This is a genomic window from Arthrobacter sp. SAFR-044 (assembly GCF_051965175.1).
Classification (GTDB): Bacteria; Actinomycetota; Actinomycetes; order Actinomycetales; family Micrococcaceae; genus Arthrobacter.
The window spans coordinates 401,999-418,605 of sequence record NZ_JBQCMK010000003.1 but is presented as its reverse complement, the minus strand read 5'-3'; the positions used below and the strand labels follow the sequence as shown (position 1 = coordinate 418,605).

Here is a 16,607-nt window from a genome sequence, read left to right as displayed (position 1 = left end):
CAACTTCCAGTATTCAGCGGGAGGCTTGCACGTTCAACGCCCAAGGTGGGCAGACGACGGCGGCACGTCCCGCCGTCGTCCGCCCACCTGGCGCCGTGGCAAAGTCGGTGGTTGTTGCGCTGTCAGGCGTTGGCGTGCTCGGCAAGGATGCTGTCGATCTGGCCGACTGCTTCCTTCAGTCCTTCCTCCATGCCCATCTGCATCATCTGCTCCAGCTGTTCCTCGGACTCGAAGATCGACAGCATCGTCATCCGGGTCCGCTCCCCCAGCGGTTCCAGGGTCACCGTGGCGTGGCTGATGCCGAACTCCCCGGTGGGGTTGCCGTCGCTGTCCGCGAAACCGTCGTTGAACTGGAGCTCCCGCGGGGGCTCGATGGAGGTAAATTCCCACCAGCCGTGGGCCTTGTCCCCTTCAGGGCCGGTCATGTAGTAGCTGGCCTTGCCACCCGGAACGAAGTCGTGCCTGTAGAAAGTGGCAGGGTAGGTGGGCGGTCCCCACCAGCGCTCCAGCTGGCGCGGGTCTTCGAAGAGCTCCCAGACGCGTTCCACGCCGGCGTCGAACTCGGCGACGAGGGTGAGGCTCAGGGCCTCGGGGTTCTTAGCCGTACTGATGACTGTCATGGCAATGCCTTCCTAACCTTCAGCGAGAATATCGGCCATCCGGGCGGCACGCTGCCGCCAGATCTGTTCGTAGTCATCGAGCAGCCGCCGGGCTTTCTGCAGTCCTTCGTGATTGCCCCGCACGATCTGCTCCCTTCCGCGCTTTTCCTTGGTGACCAGGGATGCGCGCTCCAACACCGCCACATGCTTTTGGACGGCGGCAAAACTCATGGCGTAAAGGGCTGCCAGACCGGAGACCGAGTACTCGCCCACAGTGACCCGGCGGACTATGTCCCGCCGGGTGGAGTCGGCGAACGCCTGGAAGAGGCGGTCGATTTCGGTCGCGCTTAGCTGTTCTACAACCATTTGGTTGTACGTTAGCCCTGCGGGGCGTACAGGTCAAGGGTTTCTTCCACACAATCGGCTTCAAGACCCGAGCCGGTATCTTGAACTTCATGAGCATCTTCCTTGCCGGGGCCGGCCCGGACGCGGCGGGTTTTCCGGAAGTCTTTGACCGGTTTGAGGAGATGGTCCGGCAGCATGCCACGCCAGGCCGGACTGCCCGCATCGCCGTGGCCGTGCATCATCGGGAAGGAAGCCTGCAGGATGTCATGGAGGCCTGCTCGGGCCCCCTCCGGGCCAGGCTTGATTGTGCGATCCTGCCGGTCACGCTGGCAGCAGGCACCCGGGCAGATCCCGCTGCGTTCGGAGGTGTGGACGGCGTGGTGGTGGGGGGCGGCTTGACGCCGGCGTATTGGGAGGGCCTCCGCCCGGCAGCCGAAGCCATTTTGCGCCTGGCCTCGGCCGGCATGCCGTATCTGGGGTTCTCCGCCGGAGCCATGGTGGCCCCAGGCCACGCCCTGATCGGTGGGTACCGGATCAGCGGGGTGGAAGTGTGCGGGGAGGAGTGCTCCGAAGGCCTGGATGCAGTGGACATCCGTGAGGGCCTGGGGCTGGTTCCGTTCGCGGTGGATGTCCACGCCGCCCAGGCGGGGACATTGAGCCGCGCGGTGGGCGCTGTGGCCGTAGGCCTGGTGGAATGGGCGGTCGCCATCGATGAGAACACGGCGGTGGTGCTGGAATCAGTTGGCGCCACGGACTACAAGGTCATCGGCAGCGGTAGCTGCTGGGACATCCGCCGGTCAGGCGGCAACGCCAGTGTGTCCGTTCGGACCGCTGGCTGACCCGATCGGAACCGGCTGGTGGTTTCGGCCTATGCGTCGAAGTGGGTCTGGATGTTGCTTCCGGACAGCTGTTCGATCAGTTCCTTGGCCACGTCCCGCAACTTCCGGTTTCGGTTGCTGGAGACCTTGGTGAGGATTTCCATCGCTTCTTCCTGCGAACAGCGGTTCTGCGCCATGATGACGCCGCAGGCGAGGTTGATGGCGGTCCTGCTCTCCAGGGCAGCCTCCAGGTCATTGGCCCGGTTCTGCGCAGTGTGGATGCGGACTGAAAGGTGCAGCGTGTTGTGGGCAGCGGCGGCGAAGCCCGCCGCTTTGTCATAAACGTCTGGTGTGAACACACCCGGCTTGGTGGCAAAGAAGTTCAAGGCAGCACTGGCATCGGCACCGATCTCCAGAGGGACACCCAGGGTGCTCTGTACCCCCCGTCGCGCCAATTCCTGGCTGTACATGGTCCACCGGGTATCCCGCGCGACGTCGTCAATCAGCACAGGCGCCATCTCACGCAAGGCACGGATGCAAGGACCATCCCCCAATGCCTGCTCAATGAGGTCCAGTTCCACGGCCCTGGCACTGCTGCCGGCCGCAGTTGCCGGGCGCCGCCTGAGCTTGAGGGTAACCGCGCACTCAATTGCGTCACTGGCGACTTCGGATACTGCCGCTGCCGCCATCCCCGAGAGTCCGGAAAGGAATTCCACGGCGTTCTCGGCACCTACCAGGACCTCCTGGAGGTGCTGGACGGTCACATTGTCGGCAGGATTCAACATGGGGTTCATCTTACGGGGGCCGGACCTCGCGCGGCAGCGGAGCGGGCATTTAAGGGGGCTTATGCTGAAAGGATGGCGCAGCAGCTTCCCCTTGACGAACTCAGTACAGTCATTGCGCGCATCCAGGGCCTGCTGCTGACCGAGGAAAAGGTCACCAGCGCCGTGCAGTTCCTGGCCCTCGCCGCCAAGGAATCCGTGGCGGGAACCATCGGCGCGGGAGTGTCGCTGCTGGATGCCAGGGGCCGGCGTACCAGCAGCGGCTACACGGACAGGACCGTGGAACTGGCGGACGCAGCACAGTACCAGCACGGCGAGGGCCCCTGCCTGACGGCCTGGGCCACGGAGTCGCCGGTACTGGTGGAGGATCTCCCGGGAGATGGGCGGTGGCCGGCGTGGGAGGAAGCTGTCCACCACCTGCCCATCCGCTCAGTGGTCAGCGTCCCCCTGCTGGCAGGCAAGGAATCCATTGGGGCACTGAAACTGTATGCCGCAACCGCCGGTGCCTACGGTCCGTCCAGCCCGGGCCTTGTCCAACTCTTCGCAGCCCCCGCCGCCACACTGATCTCTCACATCCAGGCCAGTGAAGCTCCACACAGGATGACGGAAGCCCTGCAGGCGTCCCTCTACAGCCGGGACCTGGTCAACCGCGCATGCGGAGTCCTCATGGAACGGCTCGGACTTACCCACCAGGACGCTCTTCAGCGACTGATGCGGACGGCACGTGAAACCGGCAGCCCGCTGCAGGACGTCAGTGCCTCGATTCTGGCCGGGATGCCGGCTCTCGGGGATTAGGAACGGCTCTGTGGGCTTCGATCCGAACGAGCCGGAACAACGGCGGAGGCTCCGTGCGGCAATGAAATCAGCCGACATTTCCATTTCCGCATTGTGGCTGAAGTATTTCAGCCTGTCCGGCGACGCCGGCGAATACGAAGTGGAGGCCTACCTTCAAGGCCTTCTCTCGTTGCCGGCAATCCAGCGCGACTTGCTGGCTCTGGCTGCGAATGAATTGATAGACGACTTGCCCCGCCCCCACGCTCCGTACTCCGATGACCTCACGGGCCAGTCACAGGATGGCTCCAACACGAGCCAGCCAGACACAGGCCAGCCAGACGATGAGGACGGCAGGCCCTGCCCGGAGGCGGAACGCGACGGCGAGGGCGGCGGCGAGCAAGGGACGATGACGTCGGGCCCGTAGGCCGCCGGGGCTGGCGAACGAAGCCAGGCGCTATATCAGAAACCTCCCCCAAAGGCGTAGTGTCAAAGGTAGGAGATTTCGGGATGGCGACAGGATCCGGAGGTTGAATGAATGGGCCCACCGTGCCAAGAGCGGCGGCCGCCAGCCAGGATAAGCAAAGCCTGGCGCAACTACGGATCGAGGCCACATGGCCGGGAATAGCGCACTGACCACCGCCAACGAGTATCAGGACCTGCTTCTGGACAGCCCCGGATTCCCCGAGTTCCTCCTTGGGCTGGCCACTATTACTGCTTCACGGCTTCGCGGGGACGGCAGCCCCTTGGAGTGCTCAATAACCGTGGAGCGCGACGGCGCGCCTTCCACGGTTGCCTGCAGCAGCGAGGAGGGGCACAAACTCGATGAAACGCAGTACGCCCTGGATGCCGGCCCCTGCCTCACCGCCCTGCGCGGGCAGCGGACAGTCCTGGTCAATGACTTCCCTAACGACGACCGTTGGGGACAGTATCTGGACCTCATCGCCGAAGACGATGTGCACTCAGTGCTGGCTGTCCCCATCGTCACCGCCCCCGCCTCCAAGGCCGCACTGAACTGCTACGCCCGCACCATGCACGCATTCGATCCAGCCGTGGTGGTCCTCATCTATTATCACGCCGCGTCGATGTCACGCATCCTCCGACTGGCCCTGAGGCTGCACGCGCCGGAGGTGTTTCCAGACGGCCTGCGCGCCGCGCTGAAGTCCCGTGCCCTTGTTGACGCCGCAGTCTCGTTGGTCATGCTCCAAACCCGTGGCGGCAGGGACGACGCCCTTGGCCTCCTCCAGATAGCCGCCACGTCAAGCAACCGGCGGGTTCAGGAAATTGCGCGTGAAATCGTGGATGGCGGATCTTTCCCCGTCCCGCCAATGGGACGGCAAAGGTGAACGCCGACTGGACCGGGGGCCCTGACCAACTGCTGGAGGCCGACGAACAGCGAAGGGATGTGGCCCGGCGTTTCCGTAACACCCAGCTTCCGATGATGAAACTGTGGACGTACTACTACGGCCTCGGCGGCGACGCCGACGAAATGTCCTTTGACGCCTACCTCAACGAAGCACTCCACCTTCCGGCCTCCCAGGTGGGGCTGATTGCCACGGCCATGAGGGAACTCTGCGAGGGTGGGGACCGATGACCGGCAGTCAGGAGCAGCCGTTCCAGGAACACGAGGGACTGCCTCCGGAAGCAGCGGAATTGTCGCTGCAGCAATTGGTGCTGGACAGCCCCGACATCAAGGCGTTCCTCACTGAACTGGCAATCCTGGCCAGTACGCGGTTGTCCGGCCCCGGGAACACGATCCATAGCGGTGTCACAGTGCTGCGCCACAAAAGACCCCAGGCCGTGGCGGCAAGTGATGCAGCGGCAAAGGCCCTTGACGAACTGCAGAACGGATTTGGCCAGGGCCCGTGCCTTACCGCACTCCAGCAGGGAACCACCCTCCTTGTGCCGGACCTTGCTGCGGAAAGCCGCTGGGAACCCTATGTGCAAACCGCCGTGCAGCACGGCGTGTCCTCGATCCTTGCCGTCCCACTGGATCTGGAGGGGGATGCAGAAGCAGTGCTGAATCTCTACTCGGGCCGCAGCAACGGCTTCTCCGGCGAGGACATCGCAACCGTGGAGTCATTCGCGGCCCAGGCCGCCATTTCACTGCGGCTGATCCTGCGGATCTCGCAGCTGAGGGAAGCCCGAAATGATTTAACCGCTGCAATGCAGTCACGCACCGTCATCGACATGGCAGTAGGGGCCGTTATGGCCCAGAACCGCTGCGACCGGGATACCGCCTTCAGCATCCTCACGCGCGCTTCGAGCACCCGGAACATCAAGCTCCGGGAAGTGGCAGCAACCGTCATCACCTCAATTTCCGGGGAACGAAGGATTACGGCCTACTTCGACGAGTAGCTGTGCCGCCGGTCACACGTGATGAGATTCACTCGCAATAAATGCGCGATTTGGTTGAGTCGGCTCATCCGCCACGGGCACTATGGATAGGCAGGGCCGGAAACATCCGCCCTTGACATCCTGGTGACGCAACGAGGCCCACCGGTGAGCAGAGGCCACCGACCCTCCGAGCGCGGACAGGCCATTGCCGGACACCAATCCGGCTTGACACAGGAAAGTACTGAACAATGACGTTTAACACTGCCGAATCCGTGACGCTGAAGATCTGGGACCGGGCTTCCCTCCACGAAACCCTCGATTCCGCGGTCTCGGACCTCTCCTCGCGCCACAACACCACCAGCTGCCGCATCGCCGTCACCTGCAGCGGACCCAACACCTTCACTTTGAGCGTGCGCGGGAATGAGCCGGCCCTGGCCCTCTAAGCGGACCACCCGTAAGGGCGCTGACGACGGCGGGACCACCCGCCGTCGTGAGCGCCTTTTTTGGGCCTTGCCACGTCGAACGGCGGTACAGACGGGCGTAGCATTCGTCAGGTAAAGACAAGCGACGGGAAGGGCACATGGCTACCCAGCAGAAGGGCACCACATTCAGGCTTGAGTCGCTGGCGCTGCCCGTCATCCAGGCACCGATGGCCGGCGGACCCTCCACCACGCACCTGGCCGCGGCCGTCAGCGAGGCCGGCGGGCTGGGCTTCCTTGCGGCAGGCTACAAGACCGCGAAGGCTGTGCGTGCCGAAATTGAAGCAGTCAGGGGACAAACGGCTAAGCCCTTCGGTGTAAACCTGTTCGTGCCCCAAGCGTCCGTCATCAGCCCGGCGTCCCTGCAGCAGTACGCCGATTCGCTGGCCCCTGACGCTGAACGCTTCGGGGTGACCCTGGGCGAGCCGAAGCATGACGATGACGACTGGAACCAAAAGCTCGAAGTATTGCTGGACCTTGCACCTGCCGTTGTTTCGTTCACCTTCGACGTCCCCGAATCCAGCGTGGTGGAAGCCCTCCAGCAGCGTGGAATCTATGTGGTCGCCACAGTCACTGACCGGGAGGAAGCGCTGCAGGCCCTTGCGGCGGGCGCCGACGCCCTCTGCGCCCAGGGGCCGGAAGCGGGCGGCCACCGCGGAACTTTCAAGGCGGATGTGCCTCCTCCCCTGGTGCCCCTCCACGGGATCCTCGGCGAGCTGTCTGACCTGGAGGTGCCCCTGATCGCAGCGGGCGGCATTGCCACGGCAGAGCACACCCGGGCCGCGCTGGCCGTCGGTGCAGTGGCGGTCCAGGCGGGAACCGCGTTCCTCTGCGCGGATGAAGCAGGAACCAAGGCCGCGCACCGGGCGGCGTTGTCCTCGTCGGACCGTTTCACCACCACGGCCGTCACGCGGGTCTTCTCGGGCCGCAATGCCAGGGGCCTGCACAACGAATTCATGCGCCGCCACGACGGTGAGGCCCCCTACGGCTATCCCGAAATCCACCACCTCACCACCCCGTTACGCGCCGCAGCGGCGGCGGCGCGTGAGCCGGACTGGCTGAATTTGTGGGCCGGCATCAACTACCGGAACTGCGTGGCGGGCCCGGCGGCATCAATTCTGGCGAGCCTTCGGCCGTGAGGCCTGGCACGCCGTGGTCCGCTTCTTAACGCCCGACGGCGGGCCGGCTCCTTGTGGGGCCGGCCCGCCGTGCGTGCCGTGAAAGGGCGGTGGTGCTTTAGAGGGTGGCGGTGTCGATCACGAAGCGGTAGCGGACGTCCGAGGCGAGGACGCGCTCGTAGGCTTCGTTGATCTTGTCGGCCGGGATGACCTCGATCTCGGCGCCCAGGCCATGCTCGGCGCAGAAGTTGAGCATCTCCTGGGTCTCCCGGATGCCGCCGATCATGGAACCGGCGAAGGAACGCCGGCCGCCGATCAGGGCGAAGGCGTTGACGGGAAGCGGCTCCGCGGGGGCGCCGACGTTGACCAGGGCGCCGTCGAGCTTCAGCAGGCCCAGGTAGGAGCTGATGTCGATCGAGGCGCTGACCGTGTTGATGATCAGGTCGAAGGAGCCGGCGAGTTCGGAGAAGGTGTTCTCGTCGCTCGTGGCGAAGTAGTGGTCGGCGCCGAGCTTCAGGCCGTCCTCCTGCTTCTTCAGCGACTGCGACAGGACGGTCACCTCGGCGCCCATGGCGTGGGCCTGCTTGACGGCCATGTGGCCCAGGCCGCCGAGACCGACGACGGCAACGTTCTTGCCGGGTCCGGCACCCCAGTGCCGCAGCGGTGAGTAGGTGGTGATACCGGCGCACAGCAGCGGTGCGGCGACATCGAGGTCGATGCCCTCAGGGATGGTGACGACGAAGTCTTCCGTGACCACGACATGGGTGGAGTAGCCACCCTGCGTGATGGTGCCGTCGCGGTCAACGGCGCCGTAGGTACCAATGTTGCCCTTGAGGCAGTACTGCTCCTCGCCCTTCTGGCAGTTGACGCATTCCTTGCAGGAGTTGACCATGCAGCCGACTCCCACCCGGTCGCCCACAGCGTGCTTGGTGACCGCGGAACCCACCTCTGTGACGATGCCGGCAATCTCGTGGCCGGGAACCAGCGGGTACTGCTGCGGGCCCCAGTCACCGCGGACGGTGTGGATGTCCGAGTGGCAGATGCCGGCGAACTTGATCTCGATCAGGACGTCGTGGGGACCCACCTCGCGGCGCTCGATGGTGGTAGCCACGAGGTCCTCCGTGGCGGACGGGGATGCATAAGCCTTGACGGTAGTCATGGTTCTCCTGTGATCTGTTGGGGGACTTTAAAATGCTACCGGGGTTGTTCGGAGCAACCCCGGAAAATACGGGTGCCAAGGTGGCCCTGTTGTGACTGGTCTTGCGAGTCCTACCCTTGGGCACTGTGGTGGGCAGGGTGTTGCTACGGGCGCAGGAGTACTTTGATGGCGCGGCGTTCGTCCATGGCCTTGTACGCGTCTGCCGCCTGCTCCAGCGGGAGTTCGAGGTCAAAGACCTTTCCGGGATTGATCGTGCCGCTGAGGATCAGGTCGATCAGTTCAGGCAGGTACTGCCTGACCGGGGCCGGACCGCCATGCAGGTGCACGTGCGAGTAGAACAGGTCCCGGCCGGGCAGCGCCACGTCATGGGACACACCGACGAAGCCGACATGGCCTCCTGCCCTGGTGGCGTGGATGGCCTGCAGCATCGACTCCTGCGTGCCCACCGCTTCGATAACGGAGTGCGCCCCGAGGCCACCGGTCAGTTCCTTGATCTTCTTCACGCCCGCGTCACCGCGCTCCTCCACGATGTCCGTGGCACCAAACTCGCGGGCCAGGGCCTGCCGGTCCGCGTGCCGGGACATGGCGATGATCCTCTCGGCCCCCATCTGCCTGGCTGCGAGGACGCCCAGAAGTCCCACGGCGCCGTCGCCTACTACAGCCACGGTCTTGCCGGGGCCCACCTCGGCCGCCTTGGCGGCAAACCATCCTGTGCCCAGGACATCGGAGGCCGCGAGCAGCGACGGTATTTTGTCGGCGTCGGGCATGCCCGGCGTGGCCACCAGGGTGCCGTCCGCCAGCGGGACGCGGAGGTACTCTGCCTGGGAACCGCCCACGCCCTGCCGGTGGACGCATCCGCTCTGGTAGCCGGAGCGGCAGATTTCGCAGGTGTTGTCCGAGGCAAAGAAGGATCCGACGACGAACTGGCCCGGCTGGACATTCTTCACGTCGGCGCCGACTTCCTCGACGATTCCCACATACTCGTGGCCCATCGGCACAGGCTTGGAGAGTTTGTCGGCGCCGCGGTAGGGCCACAGGTCGGACCCGCATACGCAGGCGGCAACGAGTTTGATGACCGCATCCGTTGGCTGCTGGATGGCTGGCTTGTCACGATCCTCGACCCGGACGTCTCCGGGCGCGTGCAGGATGGTTGCGCGCATGCTGGGTCCTCCAAAGGTGAAACGGCTGAAAGGGACATTCCCATCAAACCCGTCCCCGGCACCGTTGGCGAGGGCCCTGCTGTAACTGGTTCTGGCAGAACCTCCTTAGGGCCGTGCCATTGGTCGTAACGTGTTCCCTATGGATAACCGAGCCGAGGTACGGCAGTTCCTGTCCTCACGCCGTGGGCGGATCACACCGGAGCAGGCGGGCATTGAACCCTACGGCGGCCGCCGCCGCGTACCAGGGCTCCGGCGTGAGGAAGTGGCGCGGCTGGCAGGCGTGAGCGTCGACTACTACACGCGCCTGGAGCGGGGGAACCTGCACGGTGTTTCGGACAGCGTCCTGGACGCCATCGCCGGTGCCCTGGAACTGGACCGCGCCGAGCACGACCACCTCTATGACCTGGCCCGGGCAGCCAACACCTCGGGCCGCAAGAGTGCCGCGCGTGCCGGCGGCTCCGCACCGTCAAAGGTCCGGCCGGAGCTGCAATACCTCCTGGACGCCATCACGGAGGCGCCCGCCTTCATCGGCAACAACCGCCTGGACATCGTGGCCGCCAATACCTTGGGCTATGCCCTGTATTCGGACATGTACCGCAATCCGTCGAGGCCGGCCAACCACTCCCGGTTTATCTTCCTGGACCCCCGCGCCCACAACTTCTACACCGACTGGGACCGGGCGGCCAACACCAACGTGGCCATCCTCCGCCGGGAGGCCGGCCGCAATCCCCATGACAAAGGCATTGCCGAGCTCATTGGCGAACTGTCCATGCGCAGTGACGAATTCCGCACGCTCTGGGCAGCCCACAACGTCCGCCGCCACTACGCCGGCACCAAGTTCTTCCAGCATCCCGTGGTGGGGCTCCTTGAGCTGAACTACCAGGTGCTGGGCCTGGAAGAGGACCCGGGCCATACCCTCACCGTCTATCCCGCCACCCCCGGCAGCCCCTCCGAGGAAGCGCTGAAGCTCCTCGCCTCCTGGGCGGTTACGGAGAACATTGCGGGGTCGATACAGGGGCAGGTCAGCGCCTGAACCTGCAAACAGTGTGATACCAACGCTCCAGGCGGGTAGTCCCTAGACTGGCCAATGGACGTTGTATGCCGGGAATGACGAAGGAGCGAAACGATGAGTGGAGTAGTTGTAGTAGGAGTGGACGCCAGTCCGTCGGCACGGAAGGCGGCGGAAGTGGCCCTGGGCTTGGCGGAGTCGCTGGGGGCCTCGCTCCATGTGGTGACCGCCTTTGAGGCCGAGAACGCCGAAACCTTTGGGGTGGGCTCGGACAAAGTGAGGATCTCCAACGCGGACAGTTCGGAGATGGTGGCGAAATCCTTGGGCGCATCGCGGCCGGGAGTGCAGATCACCCACTTCGCCGCCCGCGGCAAGCCGGCTGATTCGCTGATCAAGGAAGCCATCCGCCTGGACGCCCGGGTGATCGTGGTGGGCAACCGGAGGATGCGCGGCATCGGCCGGCTCCTGGGCAGCGTCGCCAACAGCGTGGCGCACAACGCCCCCTGCGACGTCTACATCGCGAACACCTACGAGGACTAAGCTGCCACGCAAGAAGGTGGGCGGACGACGGCGGTACCTCCCGCCGTCGTCCGCCCACCGTCGTTAAGGGTGGTCAGGCCCCGTATTCTTCATCAGTGACGTGCTGGAGCCAGGTGACCACCTCGCCGTTTTCGTCGGCCTCGTGCATGGCGACGTGGGCCATGAACCGCTCCGGGGTTGCCCCGTGCCAGTGCTCCTCCCCCGGCTCGATGTAGACCACGTCGCCGGGGCGGATTTCCTGGACCTGCCCTCCGCGCCGCGCCACCAGTCCGATGCCGTCAGTGACGTAGAGGGTCTGGCCCTTGGGATGGTGGTGCCAGGCGGTGCGGGCACCGGGGGCGAAGCGGACGTGGGCGCACCCGACCGCTGACTGTTCATCGGGGTTGCGGATGCCGTCAATCTGCACGGTTCCGGTAAACCATTCCTTCGGCCCGGCTCCTGTCTGGCCGCCGCTCTTGGTGTACTTCATGTTCTCCTCCTGCTGTTTTGGGTTACTTCAAAATCTGTTGGATGGTCAGGCTGTCCGGTTTGTGACCCGGGAGGTCACGAACGCCAGGACCGACGAGACCGCGAGGACAGCGGCGGCCACCAGGAAGGCGCCGCCGTGGCCGGCGGAGTCGAACAGGACGCCACCCAGCGTTGATCCGACGGCGATCGAGGTCTGGACAACGGCCACCATCAGGCCCCCACCGCCCTCTGCGTCGTGGGGCGTTGCCTCCGCGATCCAACTCCACCAGCCCACCGGAGCGGCCGTGGACAGCAGCCCCCAGACCCCCAGGAAAACCACGACGGCGGCCAGCCAGCCGCCGGTGGGGACCAGGGTGGCGGCGATGACCGCCATGAGCGCCGGGATGGTGACCAGCGTCCGGTACAGGCCCTTCCCCAGGAACCGGCCAATCAGCATGGTGCCTGCAAACCCGGCTATACCCATCACCAGCAATACGAGCGACACCGTGGCCACCTCCACGCCGGTCACCCGCTCCAGGAACGGACGGATATAGGTGAACAGGACGAACTGGCCCATGAAGAAGGTGCCGCAGGCGGCCATCCCCCAGGCGACAGTCGGGCTCTTGAACGCCGCGAAGATTCCGAGGACGTTTCCGGAAGTCCGCTTTTCCACCGCCATGGAAGGAAGGCTGATCCACTGCCAGACCAGGGCGAGCACCGCCACCGGAACCAGGCAGAAGAACGCTCCTCGCCACCCGATGAATGAGCCCAGGTAGCTGCCCAGCGGCGCAGCCAGCACCGTGGCCAGGGCGTTGCCGCCATTGAAGACCGCCAGCGCGCGCGGCACCTGGTGGGCCGGCACCAGCCGCATGGCGGTGGCAGCGGACATCGACCAGAACCCGCCGATGACCACGCCGATGAGGGCGCGGCCGACCATAAAGAGCAGGTATCCCGGGGCCAACGCCACCAGGGCACCGGAGACAGCCATCACCGTCGTCAGGCCCAGCAGCAGGGTCTTGCGGTTCAGGCTGCCGGCCAGCGTGGAGACCGACAGGCTGGTGATGACGGCGAACAGGCCGGAGATCGCGATGCCCTGCCCCACCATCCCCTCGGAGACCCGGAGTTCGGCGGCCATCGGGGTGAGCAGGCTGACCGGCATGAATTCGGAGGCGATCAGCGCGAAGACGCACAGCGACATCGCGAAGACGCCTCCCCAGTGAGCATGGTGCTGCGCTTCTGGTTTTTGGGGCGCGCTGGTACGGGTGACAGTTGTTTCGGGGGCCATGCCTTCCATCAAACCGTTCTCCGGAAGTCCTAGCGAGGGCCCTGGTGTAACGGGTCTTGGCAGACCCCCTTTATGGCAACAACGCCGTGGGACTACGCACTGGTCCCCTGTTGCTGCAGGTTTTGCGGGCTCTTCCGCAGGTCTTTTTCAAGTTCTGCCAGGCAGTAGTCCTTGAACCAATGCCTGATGCGCAGCGGCAGCATGGGGTAGGCCACCGCAAGGACCCGCCATGTCCGGTCGTAGCGGCGCTGGTGGCGGTCGCTCCAGGCGAGGCCGAAGTCCTGCCGCAACTGCTCCGGCAGGAGCCCTGCGGTGAGGAACCTAGCGGAAGGCATGATGGCGCGGTACCAAAGTGCAGTGTGCTTGGGGAACAGCAGGCCGCGTCCCACGCGTACGCCTTCTTCCTCGGCACGGAGGGTTGAAAGCTGCTCCTCCCAGTAGCGGCTGAACGCCGCCCTGTCCTTCGGCCACATGTCCGCTGGAAGCTGCAGGGCGGTGCCGATCCGCGCGTAGTCCCGGTACATCGCATCGGCCGCGCCGTCGTCGAGCGGTCCCTTGATCTTCTCGACGATGGTGAGCGCGGTGTCGTAGAGCGTTGCTGCCACCCAGAGCTGCGGCACCGGATCGTAGGCGTTGTAGCCTGCAGAGGATTCGTCGGGGGCCCGGCGCACCGGAACGTGCGCCTGGTTGACCCTGCGGCGAACCTCCCTGGCCTGTTCCTCGGTTCCGTACACAATGCCGTAGACGTAGGTGAGGGTGCCCTTGAGGCGGTTTACCGGGCGTTGGGTGAACGTGCTGTGCGCCGCCACCCCACGTCCGATCTCAGGGTTGGCAAGCTGCAGCAGGATGGCCCGTCCTGCCCCGGCAAGCAGGATGCCTTCGGCCCGGAAATCGGCATCTCCCTGCACCATGTGAACAGGGTACCCGAGTGGATTGCCCGCTGGACGGGGCCTTTGGCCTGTTGTCCCGGCGGACCTCTGGATTTAACATCCAGCTAGCGGTTTACCGGCCGCAGTGACGTGATCATCCTCTTGATATCGGCGTATTCGGCAGTCTCCCGGTACTTCCGCGCGAGTTCCAGGTAGGGCAGCGTCGGGTCGCCGGGAGTTGCGTTGAGGGCGGGGTCGTAGGACGCACCGAACATGGCAGCATTCGGTGGCCACCTGAAGAACTGGAAGATTGGGCAGGTGTCAGGCCCGGAAGGCGCAGGACCGGACGTGATGCCGTAGCCTGCCGCGGGTGTCTTGTACAGACCCGGCGTCGTAGCGTTTCCACGTGTTTCGAAAAGGAACTGGGGCACCGTGCCGCCCTGGACCAGCGCCGGGATGTCGGCAGCATCCAAAATTTCGTACGGATATCTCTCCGTGCAGGTGGAGCCGGTGGCCATGTTGGTGCGCAGCGTCGCCATGACCTTTCCGGCCTGGTTCCGCACCTCCGCGAAAGCCCCGCCACCTTCGGCCAGTTCCCCTGCCGGATCCTTGACGCTCCAGGTGGCCGGCACGTCGAACGCCATGGTGCCGTCCGCCGTCGTAAACGTGGTCCACTCCGCCGCGCCGGGCGCAGTACTCCCGGGCGCAGTACTCCCGGTGGCAGCCGACGGCGGGAGGCTGGGAGCGCCCGACGGGCTTGGTGCCGTGGGCGGGCTGGTTGCCGTTGCCGGGGTACTGGCAGCGGCGGAGGATGACTGCGGCGGCGGGCTTCCCGGCTGAGGCGAACACCCGGCGAGGGCAAGGGCGACCATGGTTAGGACTGCCGGAAACCTGCGCACCACATCCTCCTTGGGCCTGGCGGTGACCCATTAAGTGTGGCGCGGCGTTCCCGGACGGAGGAGGGCCGGAAGACCCGGCCTGCCTCCTCCCCCGCCCGACGCGGGCGTTACCGCCCTGGCTTTGAATTACCGCTCGAGCAGGGACACGTCGCGGACGGCGCCCTTGTCCGCGGAGGTTGCCATGGCCGCGTAGGCGCGCAGGGCGGCGGATACCTGGCGGTCCCGGTCCTTGGGCTTGTACCCGCCGTTGACCAGGAGTTTCTCGCGGCGTTCGGCCAGGATCTCCTCCGAAACCTCCAGCTGGAGCGAGCGCTGGCTGATGTTGATGCTGATGATGTCGCCGTCCTCTACCAGGGCGATGGCCCCGCCGGACGCAGCTTCCGGGGAGATGTGGCCGATGGACAGGCCGGAGGTGCCGCCGGAGAAGCGGCCGTCCGTGATCAGCGCGCACTTCTTGCCCAGGCCGCGGCCCTTGAGGAAGGACGTGGGGTAGAGCATCTCCTGCATGCCCGGACCGCCCTTCGGGCCTTCGTAGCGGATGACCACCACGTCGCCCTCCTTGACCTGCTTGTTCAGGATCTTCTCTACTGCTTCGTCCTGGGACTCGCACACCACGGCCGGACCGGAGAAGGTCCAGATGGACTCGTCCACGCCGGCGGTCTTCACCACGGCCCCGTCCACTGCGACGTTGCCGCGCAGCACGGCCAGGCCGCCGTCCTTGGAGTAGGCGTGCTCCACGGAGCGGATGCAGCCCTCTGCGGCGTCGGTGTCCAGGGAGGTCCATTCGTTCGACTGCGAGAACGCGGTGGACGAGCGGACGCCGCCGGGGGCCGCGTGCCACAGGGCTTTGGCTTCCTCGGTGGCCTTGCCGCCGCGGATGTCCCAGTCGTCCAGCCAGCCGTCCAGGTCGGCGGAGTGCACGGAGTGGACGTCCTTGTGCAGCAGCCCGCCGCGGTTCAGTTCGCCCAGCAGGGCGGGGATGCCGCCGGCGCGGTGCACGTCCTCCATGTAGTACGTCTTGTCCTTGGCGACGTTCGGGGCCACCTTGGCAAGGCAGGGCACCTGGCGGGACTTGGCGTCCATCTCTGCCAGCCCATAGTCCACGCCCGCCTCCTGCGCCGCGGCCAGCAGGTGCAGGATGGTGTTGGTGGAGCCGCCCATGGAGATGTCCAGGGCCATGGCGTTGTCGAAGGCCTTGGCGGTGGCGATGGAGCGGGGCAGGACGGAATCGTCGTCGCCGTCGTAATAGCGCTTGACGAGCTCGACGACGGTCTCACCGGCCTTCTCGTACAGCGCCTTGCGCGCGGTGTGGGTGGCCAGCACGGAGCCGTTGCCCGGCAGCGAGAGCCCGATGGCCTCGGTGAGGCAGTTCATGGAGTTGGCGGTGAACATGCCGGAGCAGGAGCCGCAGGTGGGGCAGGCGTTCTCCTCGATGAGGTTGATGTCTGCGTCGGAGATGGACTCGTCCACGGCGTCGGCGATCGCGTTCACCAGGTCCAGGGAGCGGACGGAGCCGTCGGTCAGGATCACGCGGCCGGCCTCCATGGGGCCGCCGGAGACGAAGACCACGGGGATGTTCAGGCGCAGGGCCGCCATGAGCATGCCGGGGGTGATCTTGTCGCAGTTGGAGATGCACACCAGGGCGTCGGCGCAGTGGGCGTTGACCATGTACTCCACGGAGTCGGCGATCAGGTCGCGGGACGGCAGCGAGTAAAGCATGCCGGAGTGGCCCATGGCGATGCCGTCGTCGACGGCGATGGTGTTGAACTCGCGCGGCACGGCGCCGGCGGCGAGGATCGCGTCCGAGACAATCCGGCCCACCGGGGCGAGGTGGGTGTGGCCGGGGACGAATTCTGTGAAGGAGTTGGCCACGGCGATGATCGGCTTGCCGATGTCCGAGTTGGCGACGCCGGACGCGCGCAGCAGTGCGCGGGCTCCGGCCATGTTGCGGCCGTGGGTGACTGTTTTAGAGCGAAGTGCAGGCATGCTT

At 65.6% G+C, this 16,607-nt stretch carries 21 protein-coding genes; 11 read left to right on the top strand and 10 right to left on the bottom strand.

Features of this window, described 5'->3' with window-relative positions:
- Positions 1-122 precede the first annotated feature (122 nt).
- A complete protein-coding gene (locus ACTHQS_RS07040; protein ID WP_440167318.1) occupies positions 123-620 on the bottom strand; it encodes an SRPBCC family protein in 498 nt (165 codons plus the stop codon).
- A gap of 12 nt (positions 621-632) precedes the next feature.
- Entirely contained in the window at positions 633-965 is a 333-nt protein-coding gene (locus ACTHQS_RS07035; RefSeq protein ID WP_440167316.1) for an ArsR/SmtB family transcription factor, read from the bottom strand.
- Between the two features lie 89 nt (positions 966-1,054).
- Here ACTHQS_RS07035 and ACTHQS_RS07030 point away from each other — a divergent pair, with 89 nt between their 5' ends.
- Positions 1,055-1,783: a Type 1 glutamine amidotransferase-like domain-containing protein gene (locus ACTHQS_RS07030; RefSeq protein ID WP_440167315.1), complete on the top strand. Its 729-nt coding sequence runs from the start codon at positions 1,055-1,057 to the stop codon at positions 1,781-1,783.
- Between the two features lie 29 nt (positions 1,784-1,812).
- Here the strand turns inward: ACTHQS_RS07030 and ACTHQS_RS07025 are convergent, their stop codons facing one another.
- Positions 1,813-2,547, bottom strand: coding sequence for a GAF and ANTAR domain-containing protein (locus tag ACTHQS_RS07025; RefSeq protein ID WP_440167314.1), 735 nt, complete (start codon positions 2,545-2,547; stop codon positions 1,813-1,815).
- Between the two features lie 72 nt (positions 2,548-2,619).
- On the opposite strand from ACTHQS_RS07025, the gene ACTHQS_RS07020 reads away from it, so the two are divergent.
- The 7 genes from ACTHQS_RS07020 to ACTHQS_RS06990 all read left to right on the top strand — a co-directional run bounded on the left by ACTHQS_RS07020 (position 2,620) and on the right by ACTHQS_RS06990 (position 7,270).
- The gene (locus ACTHQS_RS07020; RefSeq protein WP_440167312.1) at positions 2,620-3,339 is read left to right on the top strand and encodes a GAF and ANTAR domain-containing protein; all 720 of its coding nucleotides are present in this window, start codon (positions 2,620-2,622) and stop codon (positions 3,337-3,339) included.
- A 10-nt stretch (positions 3,340-3,349) separates the two neighbouring features.
- A complete protein-coding gene (locus tag ACTHQS_RS07015; protein ID WP_440167311.1) occupies positions 3,350-3,742 on the top strand; it encodes a hypothetical protein in 393 nt (130 codons plus the stop codon).
- A gap of 187 nt (positions 3,743-3,929) precedes the next feature.
- Positions 3,930-4,661: a GAF and ANTAR domain-containing protein gene (locus ACTHQS_RS07010; protein WP_440167309.1), complete on the top strand. Its 732-nt coding sequence runs from the start codon at positions 3,930-3,932 to the stop codon at positions 4,659-4,661.
- Complete coding sequence (locus ACTHQS_RS07005) at positions 4,658-4,909, top strand: hypothetical protein (protein WP_440167308.1); 252 nt, start codon at positions 4,658-4,660, stop codon at positions 4,907-4,909. Before ACTHQS_RS07010 ends, ACTHQS_RS07005 begins: the two co-directional genes overlap by 4 nt.
- The gene (locus ACTHQS_RS07000) at positions 4,906-5,673 is read left to right on the top strand and encodes an ANTAR domain-containing protein (RefSeq protein ID WP_440167306.1); all 768 of its coding nucleotides are present in this window, start codon (positions 4,906-4,908) and stop codon (positions 5,671-5,673) included. The genes ACTHQS_RS07005 and ACTHQS_RS07000 overlap by 4 nt, the downstream gene beginning before the upstream one ends.
- Positions 5,674-5,900: 227 nt before the next feature.
- On the top strand, positions 5,901-6,095 hold the full coding sequence (locus tag ACTHQS_RS06995) for a hypothetical protein (RefSeq protein ID WP_440167305.1): 195 nt from the start codon (positions 5,901-5,903) through the stop codon (positions 6,093-6,095).
- A gap of 137 nt (positions 6,096-6,232) precedes the next feature.
- On the top strand, positions 6,233-7,270 hold the full coding sequence (locus tag ACTHQS_RS06990) for a nitronate monooxygenase (protein ID WP_440167304.1): 1,038 nt from the start codon (positions 6,233-6,235) through the stop codon (positions 7,268-7,270).
- A 97-nt stretch (positions 7,271-7,367) separates the two neighbouring features.
- On the opposite strand, the gene ACTHQS_RS06985 is transcribed toward ACTHQS_RS06990, so the two are convergent.
- Together ACTHQS_RS06985 and ACTHQS_RS06980 are read right to left on the bottom strand one after the other, a co-directional pair.
- On the bottom strand, positions 7,368-8,408 hold the full coding sequence (locus ACTHQS_RS06985) for an NAD(P)-dependent alcohol dehydrogenase (RefSeq protein WP_440167302.1): 1,041 nt from the start codon (positions 8,406-8,408) through the stop codon (positions 7,368-7,370).
- 143 nt (positions 8,409-8,551) lie between these two features.
- On the bottom strand, positions 8,552-9,568 hold the full coding sequence (locus ACTHQS_RS06980; RefSeq protein ID WP_440167300.1) for a zinc-dependent alcohol dehydrogenase family protein: 1,017 nt from the start codon (positions 9,566-9,568) through the stop codon (positions 8,552-8,554).
- 139 nt (positions 9,569-9,707) lie between these two features.
- Between ACTHQS_RS06980 and ACTHQS_RS06975 the strand changes: the two genes are divergently transcribed.
- Positions 9,708-10,601: a helix-turn-helix transcriptional regulator gene (locus tag ACTHQS_RS06975; RefSeq protein ID WP_440167298.1), complete on the top strand. Its 894-nt coding sequence runs from the start codon at positions 9,708-9,710 to the stop codon at positions 10,599-10,601.
- Between the two features lie 93 nt (positions 10,602-10,694).
- Entirely contained in the window at positions 10,695-11,117 is a 423-nt protein-coding gene (locus ACTHQS_RS06970; protein ID WP_440167296.1) for a universal stress protein, read from the top strand.
- A gap of 73 nt (positions 11,118-11,190) precedes the next feature.
- Here the strand turns inward: ACTHQS_RS06970 and ACTHQS_RS06965 are convergent, their stop codons facing one another.
- From ACTHQS_RS06965 to ACTHQS_RS06950, 4 genes are all read right to left on the bottom strand, one after another.
- Positions 11,191-11,586, bottom strand: a complete 396-nt coding sequence (locus ACTHQS_RS06965; RefSeq protein ID WP_440167294.1) for a (R)-mandelonitrile lyase — start codon at positions 11,584-11,586, stop codon at positions 11,191-11,193.
- 45 nt (positions 11,587-11,631) lie between these two features.
- Positions 11,632-12,849, bottom strand: coding sequence for an MFS transporter (locus ACTHQS_RS06960; RefSeq protein ID WP_440167293.1), 1,218 nt, complete (start codon positions 12,847-12,849; stop codon positions 11,632-11,634).
- A gap of 92 nt (positions 12,850-12,941) precedes the next feature.
- Complete coding sequence (locus ACTHQS_RS06955; RefSeq protein WP_440167291.1) at positions 12,942-13,760, bottom strand: oxygenase MpaB family protein; 819 nt, start codon at positions 13,758-13,760, stop codon at positions 12,942-12,944.
- 83 nt (positions 13,761-13,843) lie between these two features.
- Positions 13,844-14,362, bottom strand: a complete 519-nt coding sequence (locus ACTHQS_RS06950; protein ID WP_440167289.1) for a hypothetical protein — start codon at positions 14,360-14,362, stop codon at positions 13,844-13,846.
- Here ACTHQS_RS06950 and ACTHQS_RS06945 point away from each other — a divergent pair.
- Complete coding sequence (locus ACTHQS_RS06945; protein ID WP_440167287.1) at positions 14,340-14,558, top strand: hypothetical protein; 219 nt, start codon at positions 14,340-14,342, stop codon at positions 14,556-14,558. The two genes, ACTHQS_RS06950 and ACTHQS_RS06945, sit on opposite strands and share 23 nt — an antisense overlap.
- A gap of 185 nt (positions 14,559-14,743) precedes the next feature.
- Here the strand turns inward: ACTHQS_RS06945 and ilvD are convergent, their stop codons facing one another.
- Entirely contained in the window at positions 14,744-16,603 is a 1,860-nt protein-coding gene (gene ilvD, locus ACTHQS_RS06940; protein ID WP_440167285.1) for a dihydroxy-acid dehydratase, read from the bottom strand.
- Positions 16,604-16,607: the final 4 nt, after the last annotated feature.